Origin of the sequence: Clostridium sp. AM27-31LB (assembly GCF_003480745.1) — a bacterium.
Taxonomy (GTDB): domain Bacteria; phylum Bacillota; class Clostridia; order Lachnospirales; family Lachnospiraceae; genus Butyribacter; species Butyribacter intestini.
Genome location: NZ_QUJS01000015.1, coordinates 1 through 24,858, shown reverse-complemented (window position 1 = coordinate 24,858; position 24,858 = coordinate 1). Strand labels below are relative to the sequence as shown.

Below are 24,858 nucleotides of genomic sequence, written 5' to 3'. Positions count from 1 at the left end.
AGAACATTGTTCCTAATCATCTCACATCCTTGATGCTAAAGCTCATTCTGCCCATCTTGTCTTTTCCAAGGCAGATAACCTTAACATGATCACCTAATGTAAGAACATCTTCAATATGGTCGATTCTCTCTTTTGCAATCTTTGAAATATGAACCATGCCCTCTTTTCCCGGTGCAAATTCAATAAATGCTCCAAATTCTTTGATATTGATAACTTCTCCTTCAAGAATCTGTCCTTCATAGAAATCTGTCGTGATGACTTCGATAAGTCGTTTAGCCTCAGCCATCTTTTCAGCATCTTCACCGCAGATAGATACATTACCGTCATCAGTAATATCAATCTTTACATCTGTGCGCTCTATAAGTGCATTTATAGTCTTTCCTCTCTGACCTACTACATCACCAATCTTCTGAGGATCAATCTGCATCTGGATAATCTTTGGTGCATATTTTCCAACTTCCTTACGAGGCTCGGAAATAGCCGGTTTCATACAAGTATCCATTATAAAAAGTCTTGCCTCACGGCATCTTGCGATAGCACCCTCTACGATAGGTCTTGTAAGACCGTGAATCTTAATATCCATCTGAATAGCTGTGATACCCTCTGTAGTACCTGTAACCTTAAAGTCCATATCTCCGAAGAAATCTTCAAGTCCCTGAATATCCGTAAGAAGTACGAAATCATCATCTGTCTCGCCGGTAACAAGACCACATGAAATACCTGCTACCATTTTCTTAATAGGTACACCTGCTGCCATAAGTGACATACAAGATGCACATGTTGAAGCCATTGATGTTGAACCGTTTGACTCAAAAGTCTCAGATACACTTCTGATAGCATATGGAAATTCCTCTTCGCTAGGCAGAACCGGTAAAAGTGCTTTCTCAGCAAGTGCACCATGTCCGATTTCACGGCGTCCCGGTCCTCTGCTCGGCTTTGTCTCTCCTACTGAATATGAAGGGAAGTTGTAATGATGCATATATCTCTTTTCAGTAACATTAGGATCAAGTCCGTCAACTTTCTGCTTCTCAGAGAGTGGTGCAAGTGTTGTGATATTACAAATCTGTGTCTGTCCACGGGTAAACATTGCAGAACCGTGAACTCTAGGTATAAGGTCTACCTCTGCCGAAAGCGGACGAATCTGTGTAATCTCACGACCGTCAGGACGCTTATGATCCTTTAATATCATCTTACGTACTGTCTTTTTCTGATACTGATATACAGCTTCAGGCAAAATTTCAAGCCACTCCTCATTCTCAGCAAATGCTTCTTCAAGTTTTTCTGTTACCTGACGCACATTTTCTTCACGAGTCTGCTTATCATCTGAGAATACGGCAACTTCCATCTCCTCAGGAGGAACAATCTTTTTAATCTCATCAAACATTTCCTCAGGAATAGCACAGCTTGTATATTCATGCTTTGGCTTTCCTACTTCTTCAACCATCTTGTCTATAAACGCAATGATAGTCTGGTTTACATCATGGCATTTGTAGATGGCTTCTATCATCTTGTCCTCAGGAAGCTCTTTTGCTCCTGCTTCTATCATGATAACCTTTTCTCTTGTTGATGCAACCGTAAGCTTAAGTTCTCCACTGTCCCATACTTCCTGACTTGGATTTACAATAAACTCACCGTCTACCATACCAAGCTGTGTTGTAGCACATGGTCCATAAAATGGAATATCTGAAATAGATGTAGCTATAGCTGAACCAATCATCGCTACAAGTTCCGGACGGCACTCAGGGTCAACTGAAAGTACAAGATTGTTAAGAGAACAGTCATTTCTATAATCCTTTGGAAAGAGCGGACGCATAGGTCTGTCGATGACACGTGCGGTAAGAACTGCATTCTCTGATGCCTTTCCCTCACGCTTATTAAATCCTCCCGGAATTTTTCCAACTGAATACATTTTTTCTTCAAATTCTACTGAAAGTGGGAAGAAATCAATTCCCTCCCTAGGTTTTTCTGATGCCGTAGCTGTACAAAGTACAGTAGTATCACCATAGTGCATTAAAGCTGCACCGTTTGCCTGTTTAGCAACTCTCCCAACCTCTACCGTGAGAGTTCTGCCGGCAAGTTCCATGGAAAATGATTTATATGCCATGAAAATCTCCTTTCTCTACAATGCAAAACATTACCATAACACGAGGTATGCCCTGCCAATTTTATTTTATGTAGGCCCTTGTCCCGAAACAACTGAAAAATATACCTTAACACTCATTGAAAAATTTACTGTTTTTATATAAAATCTTTCATAAAACAAAAAAAGATATACTTTTCAGCAGTCTCGGCTCCAGCCTACACAACATCTGTATAAGTATATCATTTTATTTTAATATTTGCAAGCTTATTTGTTTTTCTGTATTTACAGCGATACATTAATCTTATCTTATGCAGCCAAAGTGCAAAAATGCCATCAGCATTATTTATCCAAACAACACTGATGGCATTTTATGTTATGCTGTAATCTCCAGCATATTGATACATAAACAGATTATTTTCTTAAACCTAATTTAGCAATAAGTTCACGATAAGCTTCGATATCTTTTTTCTTTAAGTAAGCAAGAAGATTTCTTCTCTGACCTACCATCTTAAGAAGACCGCGTCTTGAATGATGATCCTTCTTATTCTCTTTTAAATGCTCGTTAAGCTCAACGATACGTGCTGTTAAAAGAGCTACCTGTACCTCTGGAGAACCTGTATCCTCTGGTGTACGTCCGTAAGTTTTGATAATCTCTGCTTTCTTTTCTTTGCTAATCATAATTGACCTCCTGTCCCTCTACGGGGTATTTGATAATATTTCACCTGACACTAAGAATAGGACGGAGCGACCTTATACTGAGTGCCGGTAGTTTCATGCCGCAATTCAGATAAATCTGAACACAACTACTGTAGTTTAACATATTATCATATGCTTGTAAATATATTTTTTTCTTTTAGTTAAAGAATGAATCTCCCTTCCGGCTGTTCTGACCGCTGTTACTGTCTGAACCATTATTTGTGCTGCCATTATCTGAATCAGAATTTCCCTCTGATGAACTGCTGTCTGTCGTTTCCTGTGGTGCATCTGATTTTCTGCCAAGTGTAACAGTAACCTTAACCTCTTTATACTCACCATTATCAGCTCTCTTTACGGTAATCTCCACTTTGTCTCCTGCCTTTGAGCGACTCATCTTCTCCTGCAGACCTTCCATAGTTGTTACATCTTTCCCTTTATATTTAACGACAACATCACCTTTTTTGATGCCTGCTTTTTCTGCCGGAGAACCACTTGTCACGCTTGATACATAAATTCCCTCCGGAAGATTGTAATACTGTGCGTATTCTGATGATACATCAGTTCCTTTTATTCCAAGATAAGCCTGTTCATCTTCTGATACAGTCTGGGATTTCACAATATCATTGATGATAGGTATTGCAGTATTGATAGGTATTGCAAACCCCATACCCTCAACTGATGTATCTGCATATTTTGATGAATTTATGCCGATGACTGCCCCTGTTGAATCAACAAGTGCTCCACCGCTGTTTCCCGGGTTAATAGCTGCATCCGTCTGGAGAAGCTTCATGTTAGTATCTTCACTTGATACTTCCCTGTCTTTTGCACTTATATAACCTACTGTTACAGATGTCCCATATCCAAGAGCATTTCCTATTGCGATAGCCTGTGCTCCAACTTTTGTCTTGCTTGAATCTCCAAGTGTCGCAACTTTTATATTGCTCAATGTATCTGCTGAAAGTTTTGATACCGGCACCTCAACAACTGCAAGGTCTGAGTCTGAATCAGTTCCCTTTACGACAGCAGAATAAACACTCTTGTCATTAAATGTAACAGATACACTGTTTGCATCAGCAACAACATGATTGTTTGTTGCAATATAGATATTTTTGCTGTCCTGTGCAACAATTATTCCCGAACCGCTTCCACTCGCATCCTGTTTGTATGTCCTTCCGAATACATCTGTAGAAGTTTCCGTCGTCTTTACATCAATGGCTACTATTGACGGAAGTACATTTTCAGAGATGCCTGAAACTCCGTCAGAACTACTTGTCTTTGTAGATGTTGATGAAAGTGTCTTTGTATTGTCGATACTCTTTGTCGTTGAACTTGTGCTCTCTACTGCCGACTTATTTAAATACTTGTTTGAAATATAAGTCGTTCCCTCAAAACTCATTCCACCTATAAGTCCAAATACTGCTGCATATGTTGTTATCTTTAAAAAATTATTTTTACGCATATAAATCTCTCCTCTCACACTCATGTATCTTTATTGTTACTTTTTGTTTGTGTCTGTTTCTTTATTACAAGTACAATAATACAATCAAAATTTGTTTAGTTTGTGTATTGATTGTGTTCAAATTGTGATTAATTATAAAAAAGAGATTATATTTATATCAATAATAAGCCCTATCAGTCACCGTCATATCTACTTTCACATCATTTTCTTCCATCTTGATAGTGTCGTATTTCTGCATCTGGAAATCATAACATATACCTATCTTCAAAAAATCATCCGCACCATACCGGTTCAGATATTTATCATAAAAGCCACCGCCATAGCCTGCTCTGCCACGCTCCATGTCAAAGGCAAGCCCCGGAAGTATCATGACAACATTTTCTGCCGGATTTAATCTTTCAAAATATTCCACATCTTTTACATTTACTAACCTGTGGTTATTCGGTTCTAATATTCCCATATTGCTTTTTTTAAGTTCATCAAGTGAGTCTATCTCAAAAAATTCCATCTCTGTGCCTAACACTTTCGGTACCGCAATATGTATATCTTTCTTATCTTTCAGACTCAGAAGATATTTTATTATTTCTTTTGTATCTGTTTCCGTTCCATATGATACGTAAATGTAAAACCATTTTTTATCTTTGAAGCGGCTGAGGGTTGTCAGGTTTTCAAATATCTTTTCATCTCTTATCTTTCGTTCCTCTGCGGTCATTTCCCTGCGCAGTCTTTTCATTTCTTTTCTTAAAACAGATTTTTCCATAGTTGTTATATCTTTCCCTTTATAATTTACGATGGTATCATCTTTTTTGATGCCTGCTTTTCACCTGAGAATCACATTTTAATGCAATTTCTTTCTTCTTTTCTTCATGTCAACCACTGTTCCGTCGGGATTAACTACTGTTATCCCCTCAAGCTGGCTCGTAAGATTTCCTCTTACGGATGCAATATAATCTTTTCTGAGCTGCTTCTGCTCCGCAAGTTCTTCTTCATTAAGTCCCTCAGCCTTAGATTTGTGGTATAACTCGTTTATCCTCTTTATCTTTTCATCCATTGTCATTGCTATTTTCCTCCTGTTATCTTTATTGCTGTCTTTATTCCATCCATCGCCGCAGAAGTAATACCGCCTGCATATCCTGCTCCTTCACCGCACGGATACAATCCTTTTATATTAGACTGCATGGTGTCGTCTCTTACTATCTTTACCGGAGAAGATGTTCTGCTCTCAATACCTAAAAGCAATGTATCATCCCTGCTGTAACCATTTATCTTCTTTTCAAATGCAGTTATTCCCTCCTCAATGGAATCTGCGACTTCTCCCGGAAGAATTTCCCTCACATTTGCAAATGCTGTCTCACCCTTTGTCTGAGGTCTGACATTACCAAACTCTTTACTTACAACATTTTTCTTAAAGTCACCAAAAAGTTGAACCGGTATCTTTCCGCCTGCCGCATCAAATGCTTTCTTTTCCCATTTTCTCTGAAACCTCATTCCTGCAAGTGCGTCTGTGCCGTCAAAGTCCTCAACTCCTACAGTCACGACGATGGCACTGTTGGCATTTATGCCGTCTCTCAGATAATCGCTCATACCATTTACGGCAAGCATACCTTTTTCGGATGAGGCATTTACGACACAGCCTCCGGGACACATACAAAATGAATATACTCCCCTGCCGTCTTTCGTCTGGTGCGTAAGTTTATAATCCGCCGTAGGAAGTGCCTTGTAAAGTTCGCCGTACTGGTTTCTTCCTATCATTTCCTGCGAATGTTCAACCCTGACACCTATCGCAAATGATTTTGGCTGCATCATGACACCGCTTTCATTAAGGCTTAAAAATGTATCTCTTGCACTGTGACCTATCGCAAGTATAAGCCTGTCACATTCTATAACCTCCGCTTTACCTAAAAATCTGTCAGTAACATTTATAGATTCAAGTTTTTTACTATCACCATTACCTGTATTTTTTATATTTAATGAGTCTAATCTTACACCAAACCTCACCTCGCCGCCAAGTCTTTCTATTTCAAGCCGCATATTTTTCACAACATCGGCGAGTTTATCTGTCCCGATATGCGGTTTTTGAAGATAGAGTATCTCGGCAGGTGCACCAAATTTTACAAATGTCTCAAGCACTCTGCGGTTATAGCCGAACTTGTCTTTTACCATAGTATTTAACTTTCCATCCGAAAATGTTCCTGCACCGCCCTCGCCAAATGACACATTACTCTCAGTATCAAGTTCACCTGTTTTCCAAAAATGCTCAACTGATTTCTTTCTGCTGTCAACATCAAGTCCACGCTCGATTACAAGTGGCTTGTAACCGCTTAATGCAAGTTCATATGCCGCAAACAGTCCTGCCGGTCCAAAGCCGGCTATGACTATCTTTTCAGATGTATCTTTTTCTGCCGCAGCTTCACATTTTGCTGTATCGTTTTTCTTTTTTTCGCTCTTTATCGTCACATCATTTTTCTTATAACGGCTCAAGACCTTTTTTTCATTGTCTGTAAAAAAATCAACCTGATAGATAAAAAATATCCGTTCTTTTTTTCTCGCATCCACCGATTTTTTGAGCACCGTAAATTCTTTTATGTCACTCTGCTTTATTTTCAGCTTTTTTTCTATATACCTCTTTATAACGGCAGTCTCACCAGCCGATATTATTCCTTTTTTTAAATCCTGTTTTGAAGCCTCTGCCATAACTTTTTCAACAGGTATCTTCAACTGACCTATATGTATCACTTCTGTTTTCCTCCTGCCGCACTCTTTCCTGCAATATATCCGCTGCTCCAAGCCCATTGGAGATTGTAGCCTCCGCATATACCGTCAACATCAACTATCTCACCGGCAAGATACAATCCATCACAGACTTTTGAACTCATATCCTCAAAATCTATCTCACTTCTGCTGACACCGCCTGATGTTACCTGTGCATTGTCAAATCCCGCCGTTTCGCTTACATCTGCCCTAAAACACTTTACTGCCGCACCTATATTTCGGCACTGTTTGTCAGTAAGTTCGCTTAGCAAAGCCTTATTGCTTATACCGCATTTTAATAAAACGGCATCTGTAAGTTTATTGTTCATAATACCCTCAAGTATATATGAAGCTTCAAGCTTTGGATGGCACCGTTTTCTCCTCAAAAGCTCTTCGTACAATTCTTCCGCACTAAATTCCGGCAGGAAATCAACCTCGATATATGGTCTTTTTGACATTTCAAGCTCCCTTGAAATATATCTGCTTACCTGAAACACCGGGATTCCGGATATTCCTGAAGCGACAAGCTGCAATTCGCCTTTGTCATGTGCAAGCAGCTTTTTATCTTCATCATATGCTTTTATAATGCCTTTTACTCTCACACCTGCCCAGAGTTTCGTGTATTTTTCTTTGAGTTTAAACCATGTCAGTGCCGGAACAGGAGTAACTACCGTGTGTCCAAGCTTTGCTAATATCCTAAAGCACTTTCCGTCACTCCCGTGGCACTTCGCAGCCATGCCACCCGCCGTCACGATAATCTTTTTAGCCAGATATTTATCTTTTGTTGTCTTTACGATAAAGCCAGTATTTTTCCCTGTGGCACTTATCTTTTGCTCTATATCAGTTACTTCCTCCTCGAAGTGTATCTCAGCTTTATCAAGCTTTCTCCCAAGACAATTTCTAAGTGAAACAGCCTGCATTGACATTGGATATACATATCCGTCTTTATCCTCAGGATAAACTCCTGCTTCCTTAAAAAATGAGATGGTTCTTTTCTCATCAAATCTTCTGAGAAGTTTCCAGACATCGTCACTCCCTGTCACGTGATAAAACTCAGGCTGCTGTTTTAGATTTGTAAAATTACATCTTCCATTTCCGGTGGCAAGGATTTTTTTGCCAAGCATTGCCATCTTTTCAATAACCATCACTCTGCCACCCTGCTCTATTGCTGATGCGGCAGCCATCATCCCCGCTGCTCCACCGCCTATTATCAAAATCGGAACACTCCTCATTTTTATCTCCATTTCCTTAATATTGTCAGGATGAATAGTTCTCCAAAATGCCGTACAATTCATCTTCATCTTTTACTTCAACGCCCTTTTTAAGAGCATTTCTCTCTTTTTTGTCAAGTCTTGAGGTTTTTATCCCCGTATAGTCAAAAATTGTTTTCTTATCTCCATAATATACAACAACTTCACCGTCAATGGCAATAAGATAATACTTATACTTTATCTTTGTCTGGTCATATATCTTCTTTATGACAAGCCTGTCACTTGAAAAACTGACAACTCCCATACTTTGCAATCCTGCAAGAAACTCATCTGCCGACATATTGTTCATATAGTCATGGCAGTATGCCTCCACCTGTTCTTTGTTCATTCCGACAAGTTTTTCAGGAAGATTTCTGTACTCTGCACTTGAAATATCTTTTGCAGAATCATATTTTTCTACTTGATAAATCGTCTGCACGGTAAGTTTATCAGTATTTTTAGTACCCGCCGTCACACTTTCAGACCCACTACTGTCCTTAATCTTGTTATAATACTGTTTAACTTTTGCATCCGTATAATCTTTCATCTGACTTGTGATATATGTTTCCGACTTCTGCGACATTTTTTCAAGCTTTTTTACTGCTGATCTGTAACTTATAAAATTTGATGCAGCTATCACTATTAAAAATCCACATATAAGTCCTGCTTTTCTCACATACGAACCATTAAAATCTCTGCTCATATAAAACACCACACCTTTCTTTTTAATGTGTAGTGTTTCCATTTCAAATAAAGTTATACAATATCATTTCTGTTTTCGATTTAAACAAAGACAACGATATATTATTGCCACGCAGACATATATATAATAAATCTGATGATTATTCTGTTTCTTTCCAGAGTCCGTTTTTTAAGAAATCCCTTGCCTGCTTTTCAGCATTATAGGTTATAACCTTATCATAACCTATCATATTCAAAAGCTTTATGGCATTTCTTGTATTCGCCGCACCCTCTCTCAATCTATAATCAAACAAAACATCTTCCTCGTCAACATGCTCCTCAAAATGATAATTAACATAATACTTTTTGAGCATATTTGTAAGCTCTATATCATGCGTTGCTGCAAAACACATTGCACCTTTCCCCGCAAGATACGCAAGTATCTCGGATGATGATGCTATCCTCTCAAGTGTATTCGTGCCTCTTAGGACTTCGTCTATAAAACAAAGTACCGGAACTTTGCTTTCCTTTACTTTATCCAGTATTCTCTGGAGCGACCTTATCTCAACTATATAATAGCTTTCGCTGTTTTCAAGGTCATCTCTCAATGCCATTGATGAATATATATAGTAAAAACAGGTTTTATATGAGTCTGCGAGCACAGTATTTATCGTCTGTGCAAATATGGCATTTATCGCAACAGTCTTGATAAATGTCGATTTACCCGAAGCATTTGAACCCGTAAGAAGAACAGATTTTTCAACACTGATACTGTTTTTTACCGGCTTTGCAATAAGCGGATGATATAAATTTTTGGCTCCAATCCCGATATTTTTATTATCAAACTCAGGAATACACCAGTTTTCAAGACTTTCCCTGTATGAACAGATTGAAATCATACTGTCAAGAAAACCAATCACCTCATATATATTAAATAATTCCTCATTGAGTTTTTTTGCCTCAGATACCATCGTACACATCTTTATTATATCTATGTGTACCAACATTCTGACATAATCCATAAGTGAATCGAGAAGGTCTCCACCCATCTGACCTCCCGCTATAAGTGAACTGTGTTTACAAAACTTTTTGAAACTCTTTACACTTTTATCGAGTCTATCCATATAATCTTCAAGACCACTTATCTTTAAATCTACAATATCCCGACTCTGTGCCACAGTGCGTACTATAAACCCAAATAACTGTATATAAGGTTCAATCAATGATTTGTCCTTATAATATGAAAAGATATTATGCACAACAACAGCCACAAAAACAATTATCATAACTGACGGCCACACAAAGCACAACGCTCCGCTTATGAGGAACAAAATACCAGATAAAATATGTTTTAATCTGTTCGGTGCATTTATATCTTTCACACTGTTCATATATTCGTAAACCGATATTTTCCCAGGTTTTCCCATCTGTGAAAATGCAATCTGGAGTTTTAATCTCTCTTCCTCATTATCTGCCATCAGTTCGATAACACGCTCTCTTTCTGCAAGCTCCTCACTGTCCGTGCAAGGTTTGTGCAGCATTGCATAGAGATATTCTTCTCCCACAGATGTCCTAGTATGATTTATCTTTTCGTAAACTCTGTCAAGTTCGAGGTCATTCCATGTAATATCATCAATATCATTCTCTCCTGCCGTATTTTCATGATAATATTTTATATTTTTCCATATCACCTCGGAATATTCCTTTCTCGTCGGCTGTCCCCATGTCCTCTTAAGCCTTGATGTAAGTTTTTCCATATACTTTTTCTCGTCATATACCACTTTTATCACGACAAGAACCAGAATAATTATGACCCCTATAGTTATCTTAATTGAATTATCCATATCCATCCTCCACATACTTCATTTTCTAAAAAAGGACGCAAACTTTATAATTTACGCCCTTATTTTCATATCAATTATATCGTTGCCGCCAAACACCTAAAATTTTATAAACATTTTATATGTTCTGTTGCTTACACACAATCTTTACTGCAGCTCTACTATACAACCGACATTTTATACTGCCTGTTACACCCTTGATGCGGCAAAAACTTTATATTATTTTACTTCTGATGATGACGAACTATCACTCTTTTTAAAACCGTCAATCTGATTTATAAAAGCAAATGAATTTGTCCTTATCCATGCCTTTCCAACTATGTCACCCTTTAATACATTTCCCATGCTGGCATTTCGGCTGTCCTCACAGTCATTTCTGTTATCTCCGAGCACAAAATACTCATCATCGTCAAGTGTTATCTCATCAAGTGCAAGTCCACCGTTTTTCATAAGCGGAAAATCATACTTTTCATCAAGAACTTTTCCATCAATATAGACTTCACCGTTAGTTATCTTGACCTTTTCCCCCGGCAGACCGATAACCCTCTGCACCACATAATAATTATGCTCACTTCCATTCTGTCTCAAAACCACAACATCATTTCTTTTTACGGAATGAAGTTTATACGACATTTTATTTATAAGAATTGAGTCATCATCTTTTACAGTCGGCTCCATGCCATTTCCTGACATAGTCATTCTTTCAAGACCATAGCGGACTATCAAAAAAGCTGCAAGTACGACTATCGCTATCTCAATTAAAGTGATAAGGATACTGGTAATTATCTTCCTCGGATTTACTGATGTATCATCTAAATCATAATTATATCTCATGCTATACTACAATACTCCCACTTTATTTATTAATATTCTTTCAATACCTTAAGAGCATTTTTAGAAATAAGACACTCAAAATGTTCCTTGCAATACTGCTCTATGTATGCCTGCTGTGAACATAACTTTGCATATTCCGTAAGTTTATGACAGACTCTTGTATAATCACCAAACTTAAGTTTACCTTTTTTAACAAACAGATAATATTTTCCATTTGAAACATCTTTATAAAGTTTGCTTGGAATATTTTTGTCAAGGTTCAAAGTCTCGGCAAATCTTTCTATATCATGCAAAGTATCGAAGCAAAATACCTTTGCTGCTGATGCTGCCTGCTTTTCTTTTGCCTTCTTCTGCTTTTCAATATCTTTTAAATGCTGTTTAAACGCTTTCTTTTGCTCATCCTCTGAAAGAGAATTATCATTTTTAAACTTGTCCATCTGCACATTTTCCACCTCATCAGTGGCTGCTTCTGACAGTTCTTCATCACCTGACTCGTCTTTTTCCTTTAACACACCGTTCACAACAACATCCGGTGTGCCAGACTCATCAAGTATGCCCGCAAGATTTTGTATCTGATTGAGCATATTGTGAATGGCATCTTCCCCTCTGTCAGTAAATGTGATAGTAAGAGAATTGTCCGGCATACGCATAAGCTGCATAGACACCATGCCGCTTTCTATCTCATAGCCAATCTCTTCCTCTGCCATCTCAACGATACTCTCAAGAAACTCTCTTGACCTTTCCTGATTTGTAAAAAAATCCTCTATCGCAAAACCGTATGAATTCATTTCCTCCTCTGTCATTCTACACTGAACAGTATTTTCATCAATCCTCTGAAAATCCATACGAACACCTCCTTAAAAAGTTAAAGTCTCTGACTGATATAATAATGCTTATACGGGTTCTTGTCAACAACATCAAAACATAAGTTTTGACGCAACGCCAAAACATATGTTTTGGTGTTATATACCCTTACTGTATAAATTCCATATAAAAAAAGGGGGCATCCTGCGGGTACAGGATGCCTAGGTATGAATTGAAAAAAGGGTAGTAGGTGTTTCCTACTATCGAGTAATATTGTACATTGTTAAAAATATTATGTCAAGCTGTAAAACAACTATTTTACTATTTTTTCTCAGTTTTTTTATACTTTTTCTATACTATTCATAATCATTTGCTTATGTACACACATCTGGATTTATTTAACCTGCTAACGCAAAATATCCGAGTACAAGTACCCCCAAAATAATTCTATACCAGCCAAATACTTTGAAATCATGCTTTTTAATATATCCCATGAGGAATTTTATCACAAAAAGTGATACTATAAATGCCGTTAACATACCTGTAAGCAATATTCCTGCTTCAAGAGCAGAAAAACCAAGTCCAAATTTAATTATTTTTATAAGACTTGCCCCAAACATAACCGGAATCGCAAGATAAAATGTAAACTCTGCCGCTACTGTTCTCGAAAGACCAAGTATAAGTCCGCCTATGATAGTTGCTCCTGATCTTGATGTCCCCGGAAATACTGCTGCTACAAGCTGGAACATTCCTATCCAAAAAGCTGTCGTATATGTGATCTGACCAATTTTATTAACTGAAGGTATATTTTTCTTGTTCTTTTCCTCGACAATAATAAATACAATACCTATCAATATAAGCATTATTGCTACGGTTTTGTAATTATAAAACCATTTTTCCAGATTATCCCCGAATGCAACTTCAACAATAATTGCCGGAACACAGGCGGCTACTATCTTAAACCACATTATAAATATATCCTGCTTGATAAACTTAAAATTATCTAAAAAACCGGCAACTTTGTGTTTTACATAATGTTTTTTAAAATTCTCCTCTTTACAAAACGGCCATATTCTCCACCAGAAAAGAAGAACTACCGCCATTATTGCTCCAAGCTGGATAACTACAAGATACATCTCTCTGAATTTATCAGATACATCCATCTTTATAAATTCATCAAGTAGAATCATATGCCCCGTACTGCTTATTGGCAGCCACTCGGTAATTCCCTCAACGATTCCAAAAATAATTGATTTGATAATTTCTAACATGACACTCTCCAATCCTATGATTTTTACATATTTGAAATTTTAAGTATAAAACAGACTGTTTTTATATTGCAATATATTGTGAAAACAAAACCTATGAAACCACTTAAATCTGCTATATCTTCTATATATAATTTGTATTATATCGAAGCAAAAGGCATTTTGACCCTTGCATAACAAAATACAGTCTGACAATACAATATATATTATCAGACTGTATTAATTATTTCAATATAATGTCACCTAATTAAAAACTAAATAACTTTTTAACATTCAAATCAGACATTCTCAATCTGGCTTTGAATATTTGCTAATTCTACATTCAGCCTTTCATTTATTACATTCATAAATCTGTCTGCAAGCTCTAGTACTGTCAATTATCTTTATAGCTGAACTGTCACTCTCAAGTTATACTTAAGGTAATTCAATTTCAAGCAAATCTTTTGCCGGAAGTTTAGTTGTAGACTCTTTAACAGTCTTAGCAACGGCAAGTTTAGCCTTGTTGATTGGAAGAATAGTTCCAACACCTGCTACACATCCGCCTGGGCAGCCCATTCCCTCGATCATGCAGCCGTCTTTCTTTCCGGCTTTTGCAAGAAGAAGCATCTTCTTACAGTCTGCAAGACCCTCACAATGCTCCGTCTGGACTTCTGTTCCAGGATAGTATTCTTCGATACACTGCTCAATTGCACTGATAACTCCACCTGCAACAGCATATCCACGCCCTGCTCCTGTTGCTTCATGCATTGAACGACCCTTATCATATTTGCTAAAATCAATATTCTTTGCTTTAAATATTGCATTTAATTCTTCAAATGTAATAACAAAATCAACATCACTTCGCACAGTTCTTCTTGATGCCTCAAGCTTCTTAGCTGCACAAGGTCCTATAAATACTACCTTTGAGTTTGGATATTTCTTCTTGATACTTCTCGCAGTTGCAACCATAGGAGTAAGCTCCTGAGATACACTGTCGATAATATCAGGGAAATACTTCTTAGCAAGCATTGACCATGCAGGACAGCATGATGTAAGAAGAAACGGAAGATCTCCATTTACTACTTCCTTTACATAATGATGTGCTTCTGATACTGCACCGATATCTGCTCCGAGAGCAACCTCATGAACATCCTTAAATCCACATTCTTTTAATGCAGCTATAACCTGTGCAGGTGTAACATCAGCTCCAAACTGACCCTCAAATGCCGGGGCAATCTCTGCGATAACTTCATCACCGTGCTGGATAGCTCTGATCATCTGGAATATCTGTGATTTATCAGCAATAGCTCCAAACGGACAGCTCGCCATACACTGACCACATGATACACACTTCTCATCATTTATCTTTGCACGACCATGCTCATCACTCTCGATAGCATTAATTCCACAAGCTTCGGCACAAGGTCTGATTTTCTTGATAATCGCATGGTATGGGCATATAGCTATACATTTGCCACATTTGATACATTTGTCCTGATCTACAAATGCGTGTCCGTCAACCATTGAGATAGCTTCTTTTGGACAGACTTCCATACATGGATGTGCTACACAACCGTGACACATATTGCTGACTTCAATCTTGTTGTCCTCACACATATCACAAGCCGATGGAATAACCTGCATAAGAGGCGGCTCATAATATTTTTCAGAAATATTACTCTCTGCAAATCCCTCTGTTATATGTACCGGTCTGTCTAATGGTCTGAGTGAAAGTCCCATTGCAAGACGAACTCTTTCTGATGCAATAGCTCTTTCTCTCCAAATGCTCTCACGGTAAAGCGGAACATCTGATGGTGTTATCTTGTATGGTATTTCCTCTAACTCGTGGCTTACATCTCCTGTACTATAAGCAGCACGTGCTACTTCCTCAAATACCTGTTCCCTGATTTTCTTTGTCTGTGTGTCAATTCCACGCATGGCAATCCTCCTATTATATTTGTATAATACCAATAGTAACCTATTTATTTTAAGTTGCAGTCTGACAAACATAATATACATAACTCCCCTGTATATTATTAATTTCTAAAAATCTCAGCCACAACATTTTCACTGTAAAAACTAAGCTAATGCAGATATACTGAATTTGTTATCATTTTCCATATTTTTTCCGCACAAACCTAACATATTATACTATAATAGATAAAAAATCTCAATAGAATTTTTTAAATTTATTATAAACAAATTCTATTGAGTTTTTGACATTATTACAACAAATATCATTATACCTAACGGATATGGAATAAAAAATAAGTTTTCAAATATAAAAATCATGCAACAATTAAAAAAGCGGCATATCCGGTTTTGGATATGCCGCCTTTATATATGAATTAAAGAACTACCAAAATATAATTATAAATTATCTCTTCTTGACTGAAAGTCAAGAAGCATCCCTCGCTTTAACAAGCTCGGTCTATTTTACAACCTCTTTTAAAGCTTCTGTAAGCTTTGGTACGATCTTGTTGAGGTCGCCTACGATACCATAATCAGCTACATCGAAGATAGGAGCTGTCTCATCTTTGTTGATTGCAACGATGATGTCTGACTCTTCCATACCTGCTGTGTGCTGGATAGCACCTGAAATACCGATTGCAAAGTAAACATTAGGACGAACTGTCTTTCCTGTCTGTCCAACCTGTAACTCTTTTGGCATCCATCCGTTATCTACTACTGCACGTGAGCAGCTAACTGTTCCGCCGATTACATCAGCGAGATCCTGAAGCATTGCAAAGTTCTCTTTGCTTCCAACTCCACGACCACCTGATACAAGGATTTTTGCATCCATGATATCAACTGTATCTGAAAGATCTTTAACGATGTCAAGGATCTCAACATATTTGTTATTTGGAGTAAATCCAGGATTGTACTCGATAACTTCTGCTTTTGCACCCTTTACAGGCTCGATTTTCTGCATAACACCAGGACGAACTGTTGCCATCTGTGGACGATTGTCAGGGCAAGCGATAGTAGCGATAGTGTTACCACCGAATGCAGGACGAGTCATGAGAAGCTGATTGTGCTTCTGTTTATCTTCCTGTCCAGGAATTGCATTGATTGGGAAATCACCAATCTCAAGTACAGTACAGTCTGCTGTAAGACCTGTCTGAACACGAGCTGATACACGAGGTCCTAAATCACGACCAATAGCTGTTGCACCAACTAATACGATTTCAGGCTTGTACTCGTTGATTACTGAAGATAATGCATGAGCATATGGCTCTGTTCTGTACTCTTTTAACTCAGGATCATCTACAACGATAACCTTGTCTGCACCATACTCTGCTAATTCATCTGTAAGACCTTTAACATCAGAACCGATAAGAACGGCTGTTACATCTGTACCAAGGTCACTTGCAAGTTCTTTTGCTTTTCCAAGCAATTCAAAAGCGATTCCGCTTAATTCGTTGTCTACCTGCTGTGCAAAGACATAGACACCCTTATATTCTTCTAAACCCATTTTAGTCACCACTTCCTTATAAATTTTAGATTACATGTTTCTCTTTTAATTTGTCCATGATGTATGAAACTGCCTGATCTGCATCTTCAGGAGTAACCTTCTCGCCTGCTCCCTTTCTAACTTTATCAGAAGCTTTAGCGATCTTTGTAGGTGATCCTGCAAGACCGATATTAGAATCATCAACATCTTTAAGGTCTTTTCTGCCCCATACTGTAATCTCAGCATCGTAAGCATCAAAGATTCCGCCTGGAGTCATATAACGAGGCTCATTTAATTCTGAAAGAGCTGTAACTAAGCAAGGCATCTTAGCTTTTAATACATGATATCTGTCATCATACTGACGCTCAACTACAACACTGTCTCCCTCAATCTTAATGTCTTTAGCATAAGAGATTACAGGGATGTCAAGGTGCTCAGAAATCTGAGGACCAACCTGTGCTGTATCACCGTCGATAGCCTGACGACCTGTGATGATAAGATCATAATCAATATTTCTAAGTGCACCGGCAATTGTTGTAGATGTTGCCCAAGTATCAGCACCACCTAAAACTCTGTCAGTTACAAGGATACCCTTGTCTGCACCCATTGCGATTGCTTCACGAAGTACTTCCTCTGCTTTTGGAAGACCCATTGTAAGTACAGTTACCTCTGCACCATATTCATCTTTTATTCTAAGTGCTGCTTCCAAACCTGCTTTGTCGTCAGGGTTCATGATTGCAAGCATAGCACCTCTATCCAAAGTACCGTCCGGGTTAAATTTAACTCCGCCTTTAGTATCTGGAACCTGTTTTACACATACTACTATTTTCACAGCTTTGTCACTCCTTGTCTTATTTTTTGGTTTATGTTTTTATTTACGATATTATTTAAGTAATGCACCTGAGATAACCATTCTCTGAACTTCACTTGTTCCTTCATAGATCTCAGTAATCTTAGCATCACGCATCATACGCTCAACATCGTACTCTCTGATGTAACCATAACCACCATGTAACTGAACTGCTTTTGTTGTAACTTCCATTGCAACTTCTGCTGCACAAAGTTTAGCCATAGCAGCTTCTACTGAGTAAGATACCTTTGCACCGTCAGCAAATTCCTGTTTCTTAAGTGCTGCTCTGTAAACTAAATTCTTTGCAGCTTCAACCTTTGTAGCCATATCAGCAAGCTGGAACTGAGTATTCTGCTGCTGTGCGATAGTACGGCCAAACTGTTTTCTCTCTTTTGTGTACTCGATTGTTCTGTCAAGTGCACCTTCTGCAAGACCAAGTGCCTGAGCTGCGATACCGATACGTCCACCATCAAGAGTGTGCATAGCGATAGGGAAACCTTTGCCCTGAGGTCCTAAAAGTGCATCCTTAGGGATACGGCAATCCTGGAAAATAAGCTCATATGTTGAAGAACCACGGATACCCATCTTCTTCTCTTTTGTTCCGAATGTGAATCCAGGTGTTCCTTTTTCTACGATGAATGCAGAGAATTTCTTAATCTTTCTGCCTTTCTTTCCTTCGATGATGTCTGTATAAGCAATAATGATATAAACATCAGCAACCTCACCGTTTGTGATGAAGCACTTAGAACCATTAAGTACCCACTCATCTCCGTCAAGTACAGCTTTAGTCTGAACACCCTGAGCATCTGTACCTGCACCTGGCTCTGTAAGACCAAATGCTCCGATATACTCTCCACTTGCAAGCTTTGGAAGGTATTTCTTTTTCTGCTCTTCTGTACCATAAGTAAGAATAGGATCTGCACAAAGTGATGTATGAGCTGAAACAATAACACTTGTTGTACCACAAACTTTTGCGAGTTCCTCTACACACATAATATATGTTAAAATATCACAACCCTGTCCACCGTACTCCTTTGGAATAGGAATACCCATGAAACCACTCTTTGCCATTTTTTTAACAGTTTCCATTGGAAAATGTTCTGTCTCATCAGTCTCCTGAGCAACAGGTTTAACTTCATTTTCAGCGAAATCTTTGAAAAGCTGTCTCGCCATCTCATGCTTTTTACTTAATGTAAAATCCATGCCTTTCTTTACCACCTTTCATAATTTATATAATCAATTACTGTGCATCAACTGCTGTCTTTGTACGATCAGCATTATATACATAGAAACCTTTTCCACTCTTAACACCGAGATTTCCACCACGAACCATCTTACGGAGAAGTGGGCAAGCACGATACTTGCTGTCACCAGTCTCATTGTAAAGAACATCCATGATAGCAAGGCAGATATCAAGACCGATGAAGTCACCTAACTCTAAAGGTCCCATTGGATGATTTGCACCAAGTTTCATAGCTGCATCGATTCCGGCGATGTCAGAAACACCTTCCATCTTGATGAATGCTGCTTCGTTGATCATTGGGATAAGGATACGGTTTACTACGAATCCTGCTGCTTCATTTACCTGAACAGGAGTCTTTCCAATCTGCTCTGCAATCTTCTTGATAGAGTCAACAGTCTCAGCAGGTGTATTTACACCAGCGATAACTTCGATAAGTTTCATACGGTCAGCAGGATTGAAGAAATGCATACCAACCATTGGACGTGTAAGTCCGTTGCCGATCTCTGTGATAGAAAGGCTTGATGTGTTTGATGCAAAAATGCACTCTGGTTTAGCAATCTTATCTAACTCAGCAAATGTAGTCTTTTTAACCTGCATATCTTCAAATGCAGCTTCTACGATAAGATCACAGTCTGCACAAAGGTTCTCTTTTAAGCCCGGTGTGATTCTTGAAAGGATAGCATCAACTTCTTCCTGAGTCTTCTTTCCTTTCTGAACAAGTCTGTCATAACCTTTAGCGATTTTTTCTTTTCCGCCTTCAGCCCACTCCTGCTTGATATCGCAAAGAGCTACTTCAAAACCTTCTGTCTGAGCAAATGCCTTAGCAATGCCCTGTCCCATAGTACCAGCACCAATAACGCCTACTTTCATGATATAACCTCCATAATATTATATTTATCTGTTTGTCAGATATTCCGGCTGCTATATGGCACTACCACTTTGCAGCCGGTTAAAAATCATTTTTCAGAAACACAAACATATTCTTACATATTCATGTTTCTTTTTAATACTTTAAATTAGCAGTTCTTAAATGGAACAACCTTAACTTTCTGATCCTTAGGTGCAAGGAAGTTTCCCATTCCTGCTTTCTGGTCTTCTGTCTCAAAGCAGTCACCAAAGAGTTTTTCTTCGATAACGATAGCCTTGTCCATATCAACCTGAAGACCATCGTTGATAGCCTTCTTACAATTGCGGACTGCAATAGGTGCATTCTTCGCAATTGTAGCTGCAAGTTTCTCTGCTGCCGGGATAAGTTTCTCAGCAGGATATACTGCATTTACAAGACCGATTCTGTAAGCTTCATCAGCCTTGATGTTTCTTGCTGTGTAGATAAGCTGTTTAGCCATACCAACACCAACTGTTCTGGCAAGTCTCTGTGTTCCACCAAATCCAGGTGTAATTCCAAGACCAACCTCAGGCTGTCCGAACATTGCATTCTCTGAGCAGATACGAATATCACAGCTCATAGAAATCTCGCATCCTCCACCGAGTGCAAAACCGTTTACTGCTGCAATAACAGGAATTGGTAATGTCTCAAGTTTGCGGAATACATCATTTCCTTTTTTACCGAATGCTTCGCCCTCAGCCTTTGTAAGTGTGCTCATCTCTCCGATGTCAGCACCGGCAACGAAAGACTTGTCGCCTGCTCCCGTAAGGATAACGGCTCTAACTGTATTAAGGTCAATGGCATCAAGTGTTGCATCAAGTTCATCAAGAACCTGGCTGTTTAAAGCATTTAATGCCTTTGGACGATTGATAGTAATAGTTGCAACTGCATCTTTTACTTCATATAAAATAAAATCCATGATATTTTCTCCTTTTTAAGATACATATTAATCCGAATATCCCGAAAACTCAGGATATCCGGCAATATTTATTTTTAATGCTTTTTAGGCATCCGTGACACCCGTACAGGCAAATGGATTAGTCTCTCTCAACAACTGTTGAGCAGCCCATTCCACCACCGATACAAAGTGTTGCAAGACCTCTCTTAGCATCCATCTTCTGCATCTCATGAAGAAGTGTAACGAGAATACGGCATCCTGAAGCTCCAACCGGATGTCCAAGTGCAATAGCACCACCGTTTGGATTAAGTTTAGAAAGATCAAAGTTAAGATCCTTTCCAACTGCTACTGACTGTGCAGCGAAAGCTTCGTTTGCTTCATATACATCAAAGTCATCAATTGTAAGACCAGTCTTTGCAAGAACTTTCTTTGTAGATGCAACAGGTCCAACACCCATGATTGAAGGATCAACTCCGCCAAGTGCTCCGGCAACGAATGTAGCCATTGGTGTAACACCGAGCTCTTTAGCTTTCTCCTCACTCATAACAACGATTGCAGCAGCACCATCATTGATTCCTGATGCGTTACCTGCTGTAACTACGCCGCCTTCTTTTCCTGAACAGCATTTAAGTTTTGAAAGGCTCTCAGCAGTTGTTCCAGGACGTGGTCCCTCATCTTTATCGAATACTGTAACACCTTTTCTTGTCTTAATCTCAACTGGAACGATCTCGTCATCGAATGCACCTGCTGCGATAGCCTTTTCACATTTCTGCTGGCTGTTTGCTGCAAACTCATCGAGTTCTTCACGAGTAAGTCCCCACTGATCTGCAACATTCTCTGCCGTAATCATCATATGATACTGATTGAATGCATCCCAAAGGGCATCGTTTACCATTGTATCAACAAGTTTTCCGTTGTTCATGCGGTATCCGAAACGACCCTGCATCATAGCATAAGGTGCCATAGACATATTTTCCATACCACCTGCAACAACGATGTCAGCATCTCCTGCCTGAATCATCTGAGCTGCCATATTTACACAGTTAAGACCTGAACCACAAACTACATTTACTGTAACAGCCGGTGTCTCAACAGGAAGTCCTGCTTTGATTGAAGCCTGACGTGCAACATTCTGACCTAAACCTGCCTGGATAACACATCCCATATATACATGATCTACCTGATCTGCAGGTACATTTGCTCTTTTAAGAGCTTCCTTAATAACGATTGAACCTAATACAGGTGCCGGAGTAGTGCTTAATCCTCCACCCATTTTTCCGATTGCAGTACGACAAGCGCCTGCTAAAACTACTTTCTTTGCCATAAAAATAAGTTCCTCCTTGTCCGTTTTTCACTGATGCAATATCAGCTTTATTTAGAAACCGACCTACTATCACATATATCCTATACATCAGAAAATCAAGTATGCACTCAATTTTCATATTATGTAACTCTCACATACAATCGGTTCTATCATTGATAATCATATAACAAAACGACAAATTAAGCAAGTTTTTTCAAGGTACTTTATTTTTAATTTATTTTTTATAGCTGAATAGCCTTTCATTTTCCAAATGAAATAAACATAAGCTGCGTAGCAGCGACTGACAGCTTGCTGGCAGGTTTATGAAACTAAGGAATGAATGACCGAACTGTTACACTTTATACTACAGCCTAATTACATTTTCTTACAATTCTGGCTGCCTGTCCCTCAATTCATTTGTTGATAATTTTTTTTATTAGTGTTATTCTATTGTTGGCAAAATTTTAGACATTACAGTATAATTTTTCTCAATTTAATTTATACTGTAATTTGTGTAAGGAACAAATCTTATTTCTATTCCTGCATAATATAATGCCCGCATCAGTGTCACGATGCGGACTACTGTTACTGCCTATACTTTCTATAATGGCAGCTAACAATCATTTCATATGTTAATGATGCAATTAGGACAACTACAATCTTGTGGCACAGAAAAGAGGAAGATTATGGATTTTAATGAAATTTACAAGCAGAAACTTACTACTGCTGATGAAGCAGTCAAAGTTATAAGATCCGGCGACTGGATCGATTATGGATGGTGCACCGGCACTGTTGATGCACTCGACAAGGCACTTGCAAAGCGTATGCCTGAACTTTCAGACATCAACATCCGCGGCGGTATTCTTATGAAAGAGCCTGAAATCTTCAAACTTGAAGATGCAGCTTCTCATTTTACATGGAACTCTTGGCATAGCAGCGGCATCGAGAGAAAAGCAGTAGCAAAAGGCTTTTGTTTCTACTCTCCTATCAAATATTCTGAACTTCCGGGATATTACAGAAACAGTCAGACCCCTCCTCGTGTAGCAATGTTCCAGGCTGCTCCTATGGATGCACACGGATATTTTAACTTCGGACCAAACGCATCACATATGGCTGCCTGCTGTGAAGTTGCAGATATAATTATCGTTGAAGTTAATAAAAATATGCCTCGCTGTCTCGGCGGATTTGAAAACGGCATCCACATCAGCAATGTTGACATGATAGTCGAGGGTGACAATCCTGCAATTCTTGAGACAGGTGCTCCGGCTCCTACAACTGAAGTTGATGAAGCTGTTGCAAAATATATCGTAGATGAAATTCCTGACGGTGCCTGCCTGCAGCTTGGTATCGGTGGTATGCCAAATGCCGTAGGTTCACTTATTGCACAGTCAGACCTTAAAGACCTCGGTGTACATACTGAAATGTATGTTGATGCATTTGTTGACATTGCAAAAGCCGGCAAGATAACAGGTCTTAAAAAGTCAAGAGACAAGGGCCGCCAGGTATATGCTTTCGGTTCAGGAACAAAGAAACTTTACGACTACTTAGATGAAAATCCTGAGTGCATGAGTGCTCCTGTAAACTACACAAACGATATGTCAGTTATCGCTTCTATTGACAATTTTATTTCAATAAACAATGCGGTAGATATTGATTTATTCGGACAGATAAATGCAGAGAGTGCCGGAACAAAACACATAAGCGGTGCAGGCGGACAGCTTGACTTCGTACTCGGTGCTTACCTCTCAAACGGTGGAAAGAGCTTTATCTGTATGTCTTCTACTTTCACAACCAAAGACGGCACTGTTCAGTCAAGAATCAAACCTACTCTTTCAAATGGTTCTATCGTTACCGATACGCGTGCAAACATCAATTACTTTGTAACTGAGTACGGCATCGTAAACCTCAAGGGACTTTCTTCTTGGCAGAGAGCTGAGGCTCTTATCTCAGTTGCACATCCTGATTTCAGGGATCAGCTTATCGCAGAAGCAGAAAAGATGCATATCTGGAGACAGAGCAATAAGAGATAATCTATTATTAAACACTACTAAAAAATATCAGTATGGATTGCAAATATCCACTTGACTGCATCAAAATAATAAAATAAAAACTCCCGATAGTACGAACTTTTATATTCGTGCTGTTGGGAATTTTATTAAAATTAAGTACTATTACTTTCAGTTTTTATTCATTTTATAATCTATATGCAACTTACCTTTTGTGTAAAAATATCAATGTATAATTATTTTCAATTTTTATCTCATATTATAATCTGTGACGCCCACCCTTATATATTATCTGTTCATTGAGATACTGCTGATAACTTTTTTACAACTTCTCTTACATATTCTTCCGGCTTCGACACTTTCTTTGCAATCTCTGGTATCGTCATATTACAATCTATATACGCTTCAATCTGCCCGGCAATCCTGCCTTCTCGCTGTCCCTCATCTTTTGCATTTTTCAATGAATTTTCCCATGCTCTGCACACATCAACCACCTCGTCTTTCTCATTGCCAGCAATATTTGCACCGGTTATCATATTTATTAATTCTACTGCTTCTTTTTCTACATTTTG

The 24,858-nt window shown here is 38.6% G+C and carries 20 protein-coding genes and 1 pseudogene; 1 reads left to right on the top strand and 20 read right to left on the bottom strand.

The window, feature by feature from the left end:
* Window positions 1-16: 16 nt before the first annotated feature.
* The 19 genes from DW721_RS15450 to DW721_RS15360 form a co-directional block, all read right to left on the bottom strand.
* The gene (locus DW721_RS15450) at window positions 17-2,104 is read right to left on the bottom strand and encodes a polyribonucleotide nucleotidyltransferase (protein ID WP_022014991.1); all 2,088 of its coding nucleotides are present in this window, start codon (window positions 2,102-2,104) and stop codon (window positions 17-19) included.
* A gap of 390 nt (window positions 2,105-2,494) precedes the next feature.
* Window positions 2,495-2,761: a 30S ribosomal protein S15 gene (rpsO, locus tag DW721_RS15445; protein WP_022014990.1), complete on the bottom strand. Its 267-nt coding sequence runs from the start codon at window positions 2,759-2,761 to the stop codon at window positions 2,495-2,497.
* Window positions 2,762-2,936: 175 nt separating this feature from the next.
* A complete protein-coding gene (locus DW721_RS15440) occupies window positions 2,937-4,238 on the bottom strand; it encodes a trypsin-like peptidase domain-containing protein (RefSeq protein ID WP_182436361.1) in 1,302 nt (433 codons plus the stop codon).
* Window positions 4,239-4,395: 157 nt separating this feature from the next.
* Entirely contained in the window at window positions 4,396-4,998 is a 603-nt protein-coding gene (locus tag DW721_RS15435; protein ID WP_118746260.1) for a 5-formyltetrahydrofolate cyclo-ligase, read from the bottom strand.
* Window positions 4,999-5,076: 78 nt separating this feature from the next.
* Complete coding sequence (locus DW721_RS15430) at window positions 5,077-5,295, bottom strand: DUF896 domain-containing protein (protein WP_022014987.1); 219 nt, start codon at window positions 5,293-5,295, stop codon at window positions 5,077-5,079.
* A gap of 2 nt (window positions 5,296-5,297) precedes the next feature.
* The gene (locus DW721_RS15425; protein WP_243036045.1) at window positions 5,298-6,974 is read right to left on the bottom strand and encodes an FAD-dependent protein; all 1,677 of its coding nucleotides are present in this window, start codon (window positions 6,972-6,974) and stop codon (window positions 5,298-5,300) included.
* Window positions 6,971-8,290 carry an aminoacetone oxidase family FAD-binding enzyme gene (locus tag DW721_RS15420; RefSeq protein ID WP_118746259.1) on the bottom strand — a complete coding sequence of 440 codons (1,320 nt, stop codon included), beginning with the start codon at window positions 8,288-8,290 and terminating at the stop codon, window positions 6,971-6,973. The genes DW721_RS15425 and DW721_RS15420 overlap by 4 nt, the downstream gene beginning before the upstream one ends.
* Window positions 8,247-8,942: a BofC C-terminal domain-containing protein gene (locus tag DW721_RS15415; protein WP_182436360.1), complete on the bottom strand. Its 696-nt coding sequence runs from the start codon at window positions 8,940-8,942 to the stop codon at window positions 8,247-8,249. Before DW721_RS15415 ends, DW721_RS15420 begins: the two co-directional genes overlap by 44 nt.
* A 139-nt stretch (window positions 8,943-9,081) precedes the next feature.
* On the bottom strand, window positions 9,082-10,764 hold the full coding sequence (locus DW721_RS15410) for a hypothetical protein (RefSeq protein ID WP_182436359.1): 1,683 nt from the start codon (window positions 10,762-10,764) through the stop codon (window positions 9,082-9,084).
* Between the two features lie 216 nt (window positions 10,765-10,980).
* Window positions 10,981-11,595 (bottom strand): signal peptidase I, encoded by a 615-nt coding sequence (gene lepB / locus DW721_RS15405; RefSeq protein WP_118746256.1) that lies wholly within the window; start codon window positions 11,593-11,595, stop codon window positions 10,981-10,983.
* A 29-nt stretch (window positions 11,596-11,624) separates the two neighbouring features.
* Window positions 11,625-12,440, bottom strand: coding sequence for an adaptor protein MecA (locus DW721_RS15400; protein WP_022014981.1), 816 nt, complete (start codon window positions 12,438-12,440; stop codon window positions 11,625-11,627).
* A 357-nt stretch (window positions 12,441-12,797) separates the two neighbouring features.
* Window positions 12,798-13,670 (bottom strand): undecaprenyl-diphosphate phosphatase, encoded by an 873-nt coding sequence (locus DW721_RS15395; RefSeq protein ID WP_118746255.1) that lies wholly within the window; start codon window positions 13,668-13,670, stop codon window positions 12,798-12,800.
* 411 nt (window positions 13,671-14,081) lie between these two features.
* Window positions 14,082-15,584 (bottom strand): 4Fe-4S dicluster domain-containing protein, encoded by a 1,503-nt coding sequence (locus DW721_RS15390; protein WP_022014979.1) that lies wholly within the window; start codon window positions 15,582-15,584, stop codon window positions 14,082-14,084.
* Window positions 15,585-16,077: 493 nt separating this feature from the next.
* A complete protein-coding gene (locus tag DW721_RS15385; protein WP_022014978.1) occupies window positions 16,078-17,121 on the bottom strand; it encodes an electron transfer flavoprotein subunit alpha/FixB family protein in 1,044 nt (347 codons plus the stop codon).
* 25 nt (window positions 17,122-17,146) lie between these two features.
* Window positions 17,147-17,932, bottom strand: coding sequence for an electron transfer flavoprotein subunit beta/FixA family protein (locus tag DW721_RS15380; protein WP_055942404.1), 786 nt, complete (start codon window positions 17,930-17,932; stop codon window positions 17,147-17,149).
* Between the two features lie 51 nt (window positions 17,933-17,983).
* Window positions 17,984-19,153, bottom strand: coding sequence for an acyl-CoA dehydrogenase (locus DW721_RS15375; RefSeq protein WP_022014976.1), 1,170 nt, complete (start codon window positions 19,151-19,153; stop codon window positions 17,984-17,986).
* A 37-nt stretch (window positions 19,154-19,190) separates the two neighbouring features.
* A complete protein-coding gene (locus DW721_RS15370; RefSeq protein ID WP_022014975.1) occupies window positions 19,191-20,063 on the bottom strand; it encodes a 3-hydroxyacyl-CoA dehydrogenase NAD-binding domain-containing protein in 873 nt (290 codons plus the stop codon).
* Window positions 20,064-20,209: 146 nt separating this feature from the next.
* Window positions 20,210-20,998, bottom strand: coding sequence for an enoyl-CoA hydratase-related protein (locus tag DW721_RS15365; RefSeq protein ID WP_118746254.1), 789 nt, complete (start codon window positions 20,996-20,998; stop codon window positions 20,210-20,212).
* Between the two features lie 118 nt (window positions 20,999-21,116).
* A complete protein-coding gene (locus DW721_RS15360) occupies window positions 21,117-22,301 on the bottom strand; it encodes an acetyl-CoA C-acetyltransferase (RefSeq protein ID WP_055942412.1) in 1,185 nt (394 codons plus the stop codon).
* A gap of 665 nt (window positions 22,302-22,966) precedes the next feature.
* On the opposite strand from DW721_RS15360, the gene DW721_RS15355 reads away from it, so the two are divergent.
* Window positions 22,967-24,310 carry a butyryl-CoA:acetate CoA-transferase gene (locus tag DW721_RS15355; RefSeq protein ID WP_022014972.1) on the top strand — a complete coding sequence of 448 codons (1,344 nt, stop codon included), beginning with the start codon at window positions 22,967-22,969 and terminating at the stop codon, window positions 24,308-24,310.
* Window positions 24,311-24,582: 272 nt separating this feature from the next.
* Here DW721_RS15355 and DW721_RS16220 read toward each other — a convergent pair.
* Window positions 24,583-24,858 (bottom strand): annotated as a pseudogene (locus tag DW721_RS16220) (hypothetical protein); the annotation flags it as partial.

Coding starts and splice junctions, on each gene's coding strand:
- DW721_RS15450 (WP_022014991.1), bottom strand. CDS start 2,104: ATGGCATATAAATCATTTTCCATGGAACTTGCCGGCAGAACTCTCACG.
- rpsO (WP_022014990.1), bottom strand. CDS start 2,761: ATGATTAGCAAAGAAAAGAAAGCAGAGATTATCAAAACTTACGGACGT.
- DW721_RS15440 (WP_182436361.1), bottom strand. CDS start 4,238: ATGCGTAAAAATAATTTTTTAAAGATAACAACATATGCAGCAGTATTT.
- DW721_RS15435 (WP_118746260.1), bottom strand. CDS start 4,998: ATGGAAAAATCTGTTTTAAGAAAAGAAATGAAAAGACTGCGCAGGGAA.
- DW721_RS15430 (WP_022014987.1), bottom strand. CDS start 5,295: ATGACAATGGATGAAAAGATAAAGAGGATAAACGAGTTATACCACAAA.
- DW721_RS15420 (WP_118746259.1), bottom strand. CDS start 8,290: ATGAAGATGAATTGTACGGCATTTTGGAGAACTATTCATCCTGACAAT.
- DW721_RS15415 (WP_182436360.1), bottom strand. CDS start 8,942: ATGAGCAGAGATTTTAATGGTTCGTATGTGAGAAAAGCAGGACTTATA.
- DW721_RS15410 (WP_182436359.1), bottom strand. CDS start 10,764: ATGGATAATTCAATTAAGATAACTATAGGGGTCATAATTATTCTGGTT.
- lepB (WP_118746256.1), bottom strand. CDS start 11,595: ATGAGATATAATTATGATTTAGATGATACATCAGTAAATCCGAGGAAG.
- DW721_RS15400 (WP_022014981.1), bottom strand. CDS start 12,440: ATGGATTTTCAGAGGATTGATGAAAATACTGTTCAGTGTAGAATGACA.
- DW721_RS15395 (WP_118746255.1), bottom strand. CDS start 13,670: ATGTTAGAAATTATCAAATCAATTATTTTTGGAATCGTTGAGGGAATT.
- DW721_RS15390 (WP_022014979.1), bottom strand. CDS start 15,584: ATGCGTGGAATTGACACACAGACAAAGAAAATCAGGGAACAGGTATTT.
- DW721_RS15385 (WP_022014978.1), bottom strand. CDS start 17,121: ATGGGTTTAGAAGAATATAAGGGTGTCTATGTCTTTGCACAGCAGGTA.
- DW721_RS15375 (WP_022014976.1), bottom strand. CDS start 19,153: ATGGATTTTACATTAAGTAAAAAGCATGAGATGGCGAGACAGCTTTTC.
- DW721_RS15370 (WP_022014975.1), bottom strand. CDS start 20,063: ATGAAAGTAGGCGTTATTGGTGCTGGTACTATGGGACAGGGCATTGCT.
- DW721_RS15365 (WP_118746254.1), bottom strand. CDS start 20,998: ATGGATTTTATTTTATATGAAGTAAAAGATGCAGTTGCAACTATTACT.
- DW721_RS15360 (WP_055942412.1), bottom strand. CDS start 22,301: ATGGCAAAGAAAGTAGTTTTAGCAGGCGCTTGTCGTACTGCAATCGGA.
- DW721_RS15355 (WP_022014972.1), top strand. CDS start 22,967: ATGGATTTTAATGAAATTTACAAGCAGAAACTTACTACTGCTGATGAA.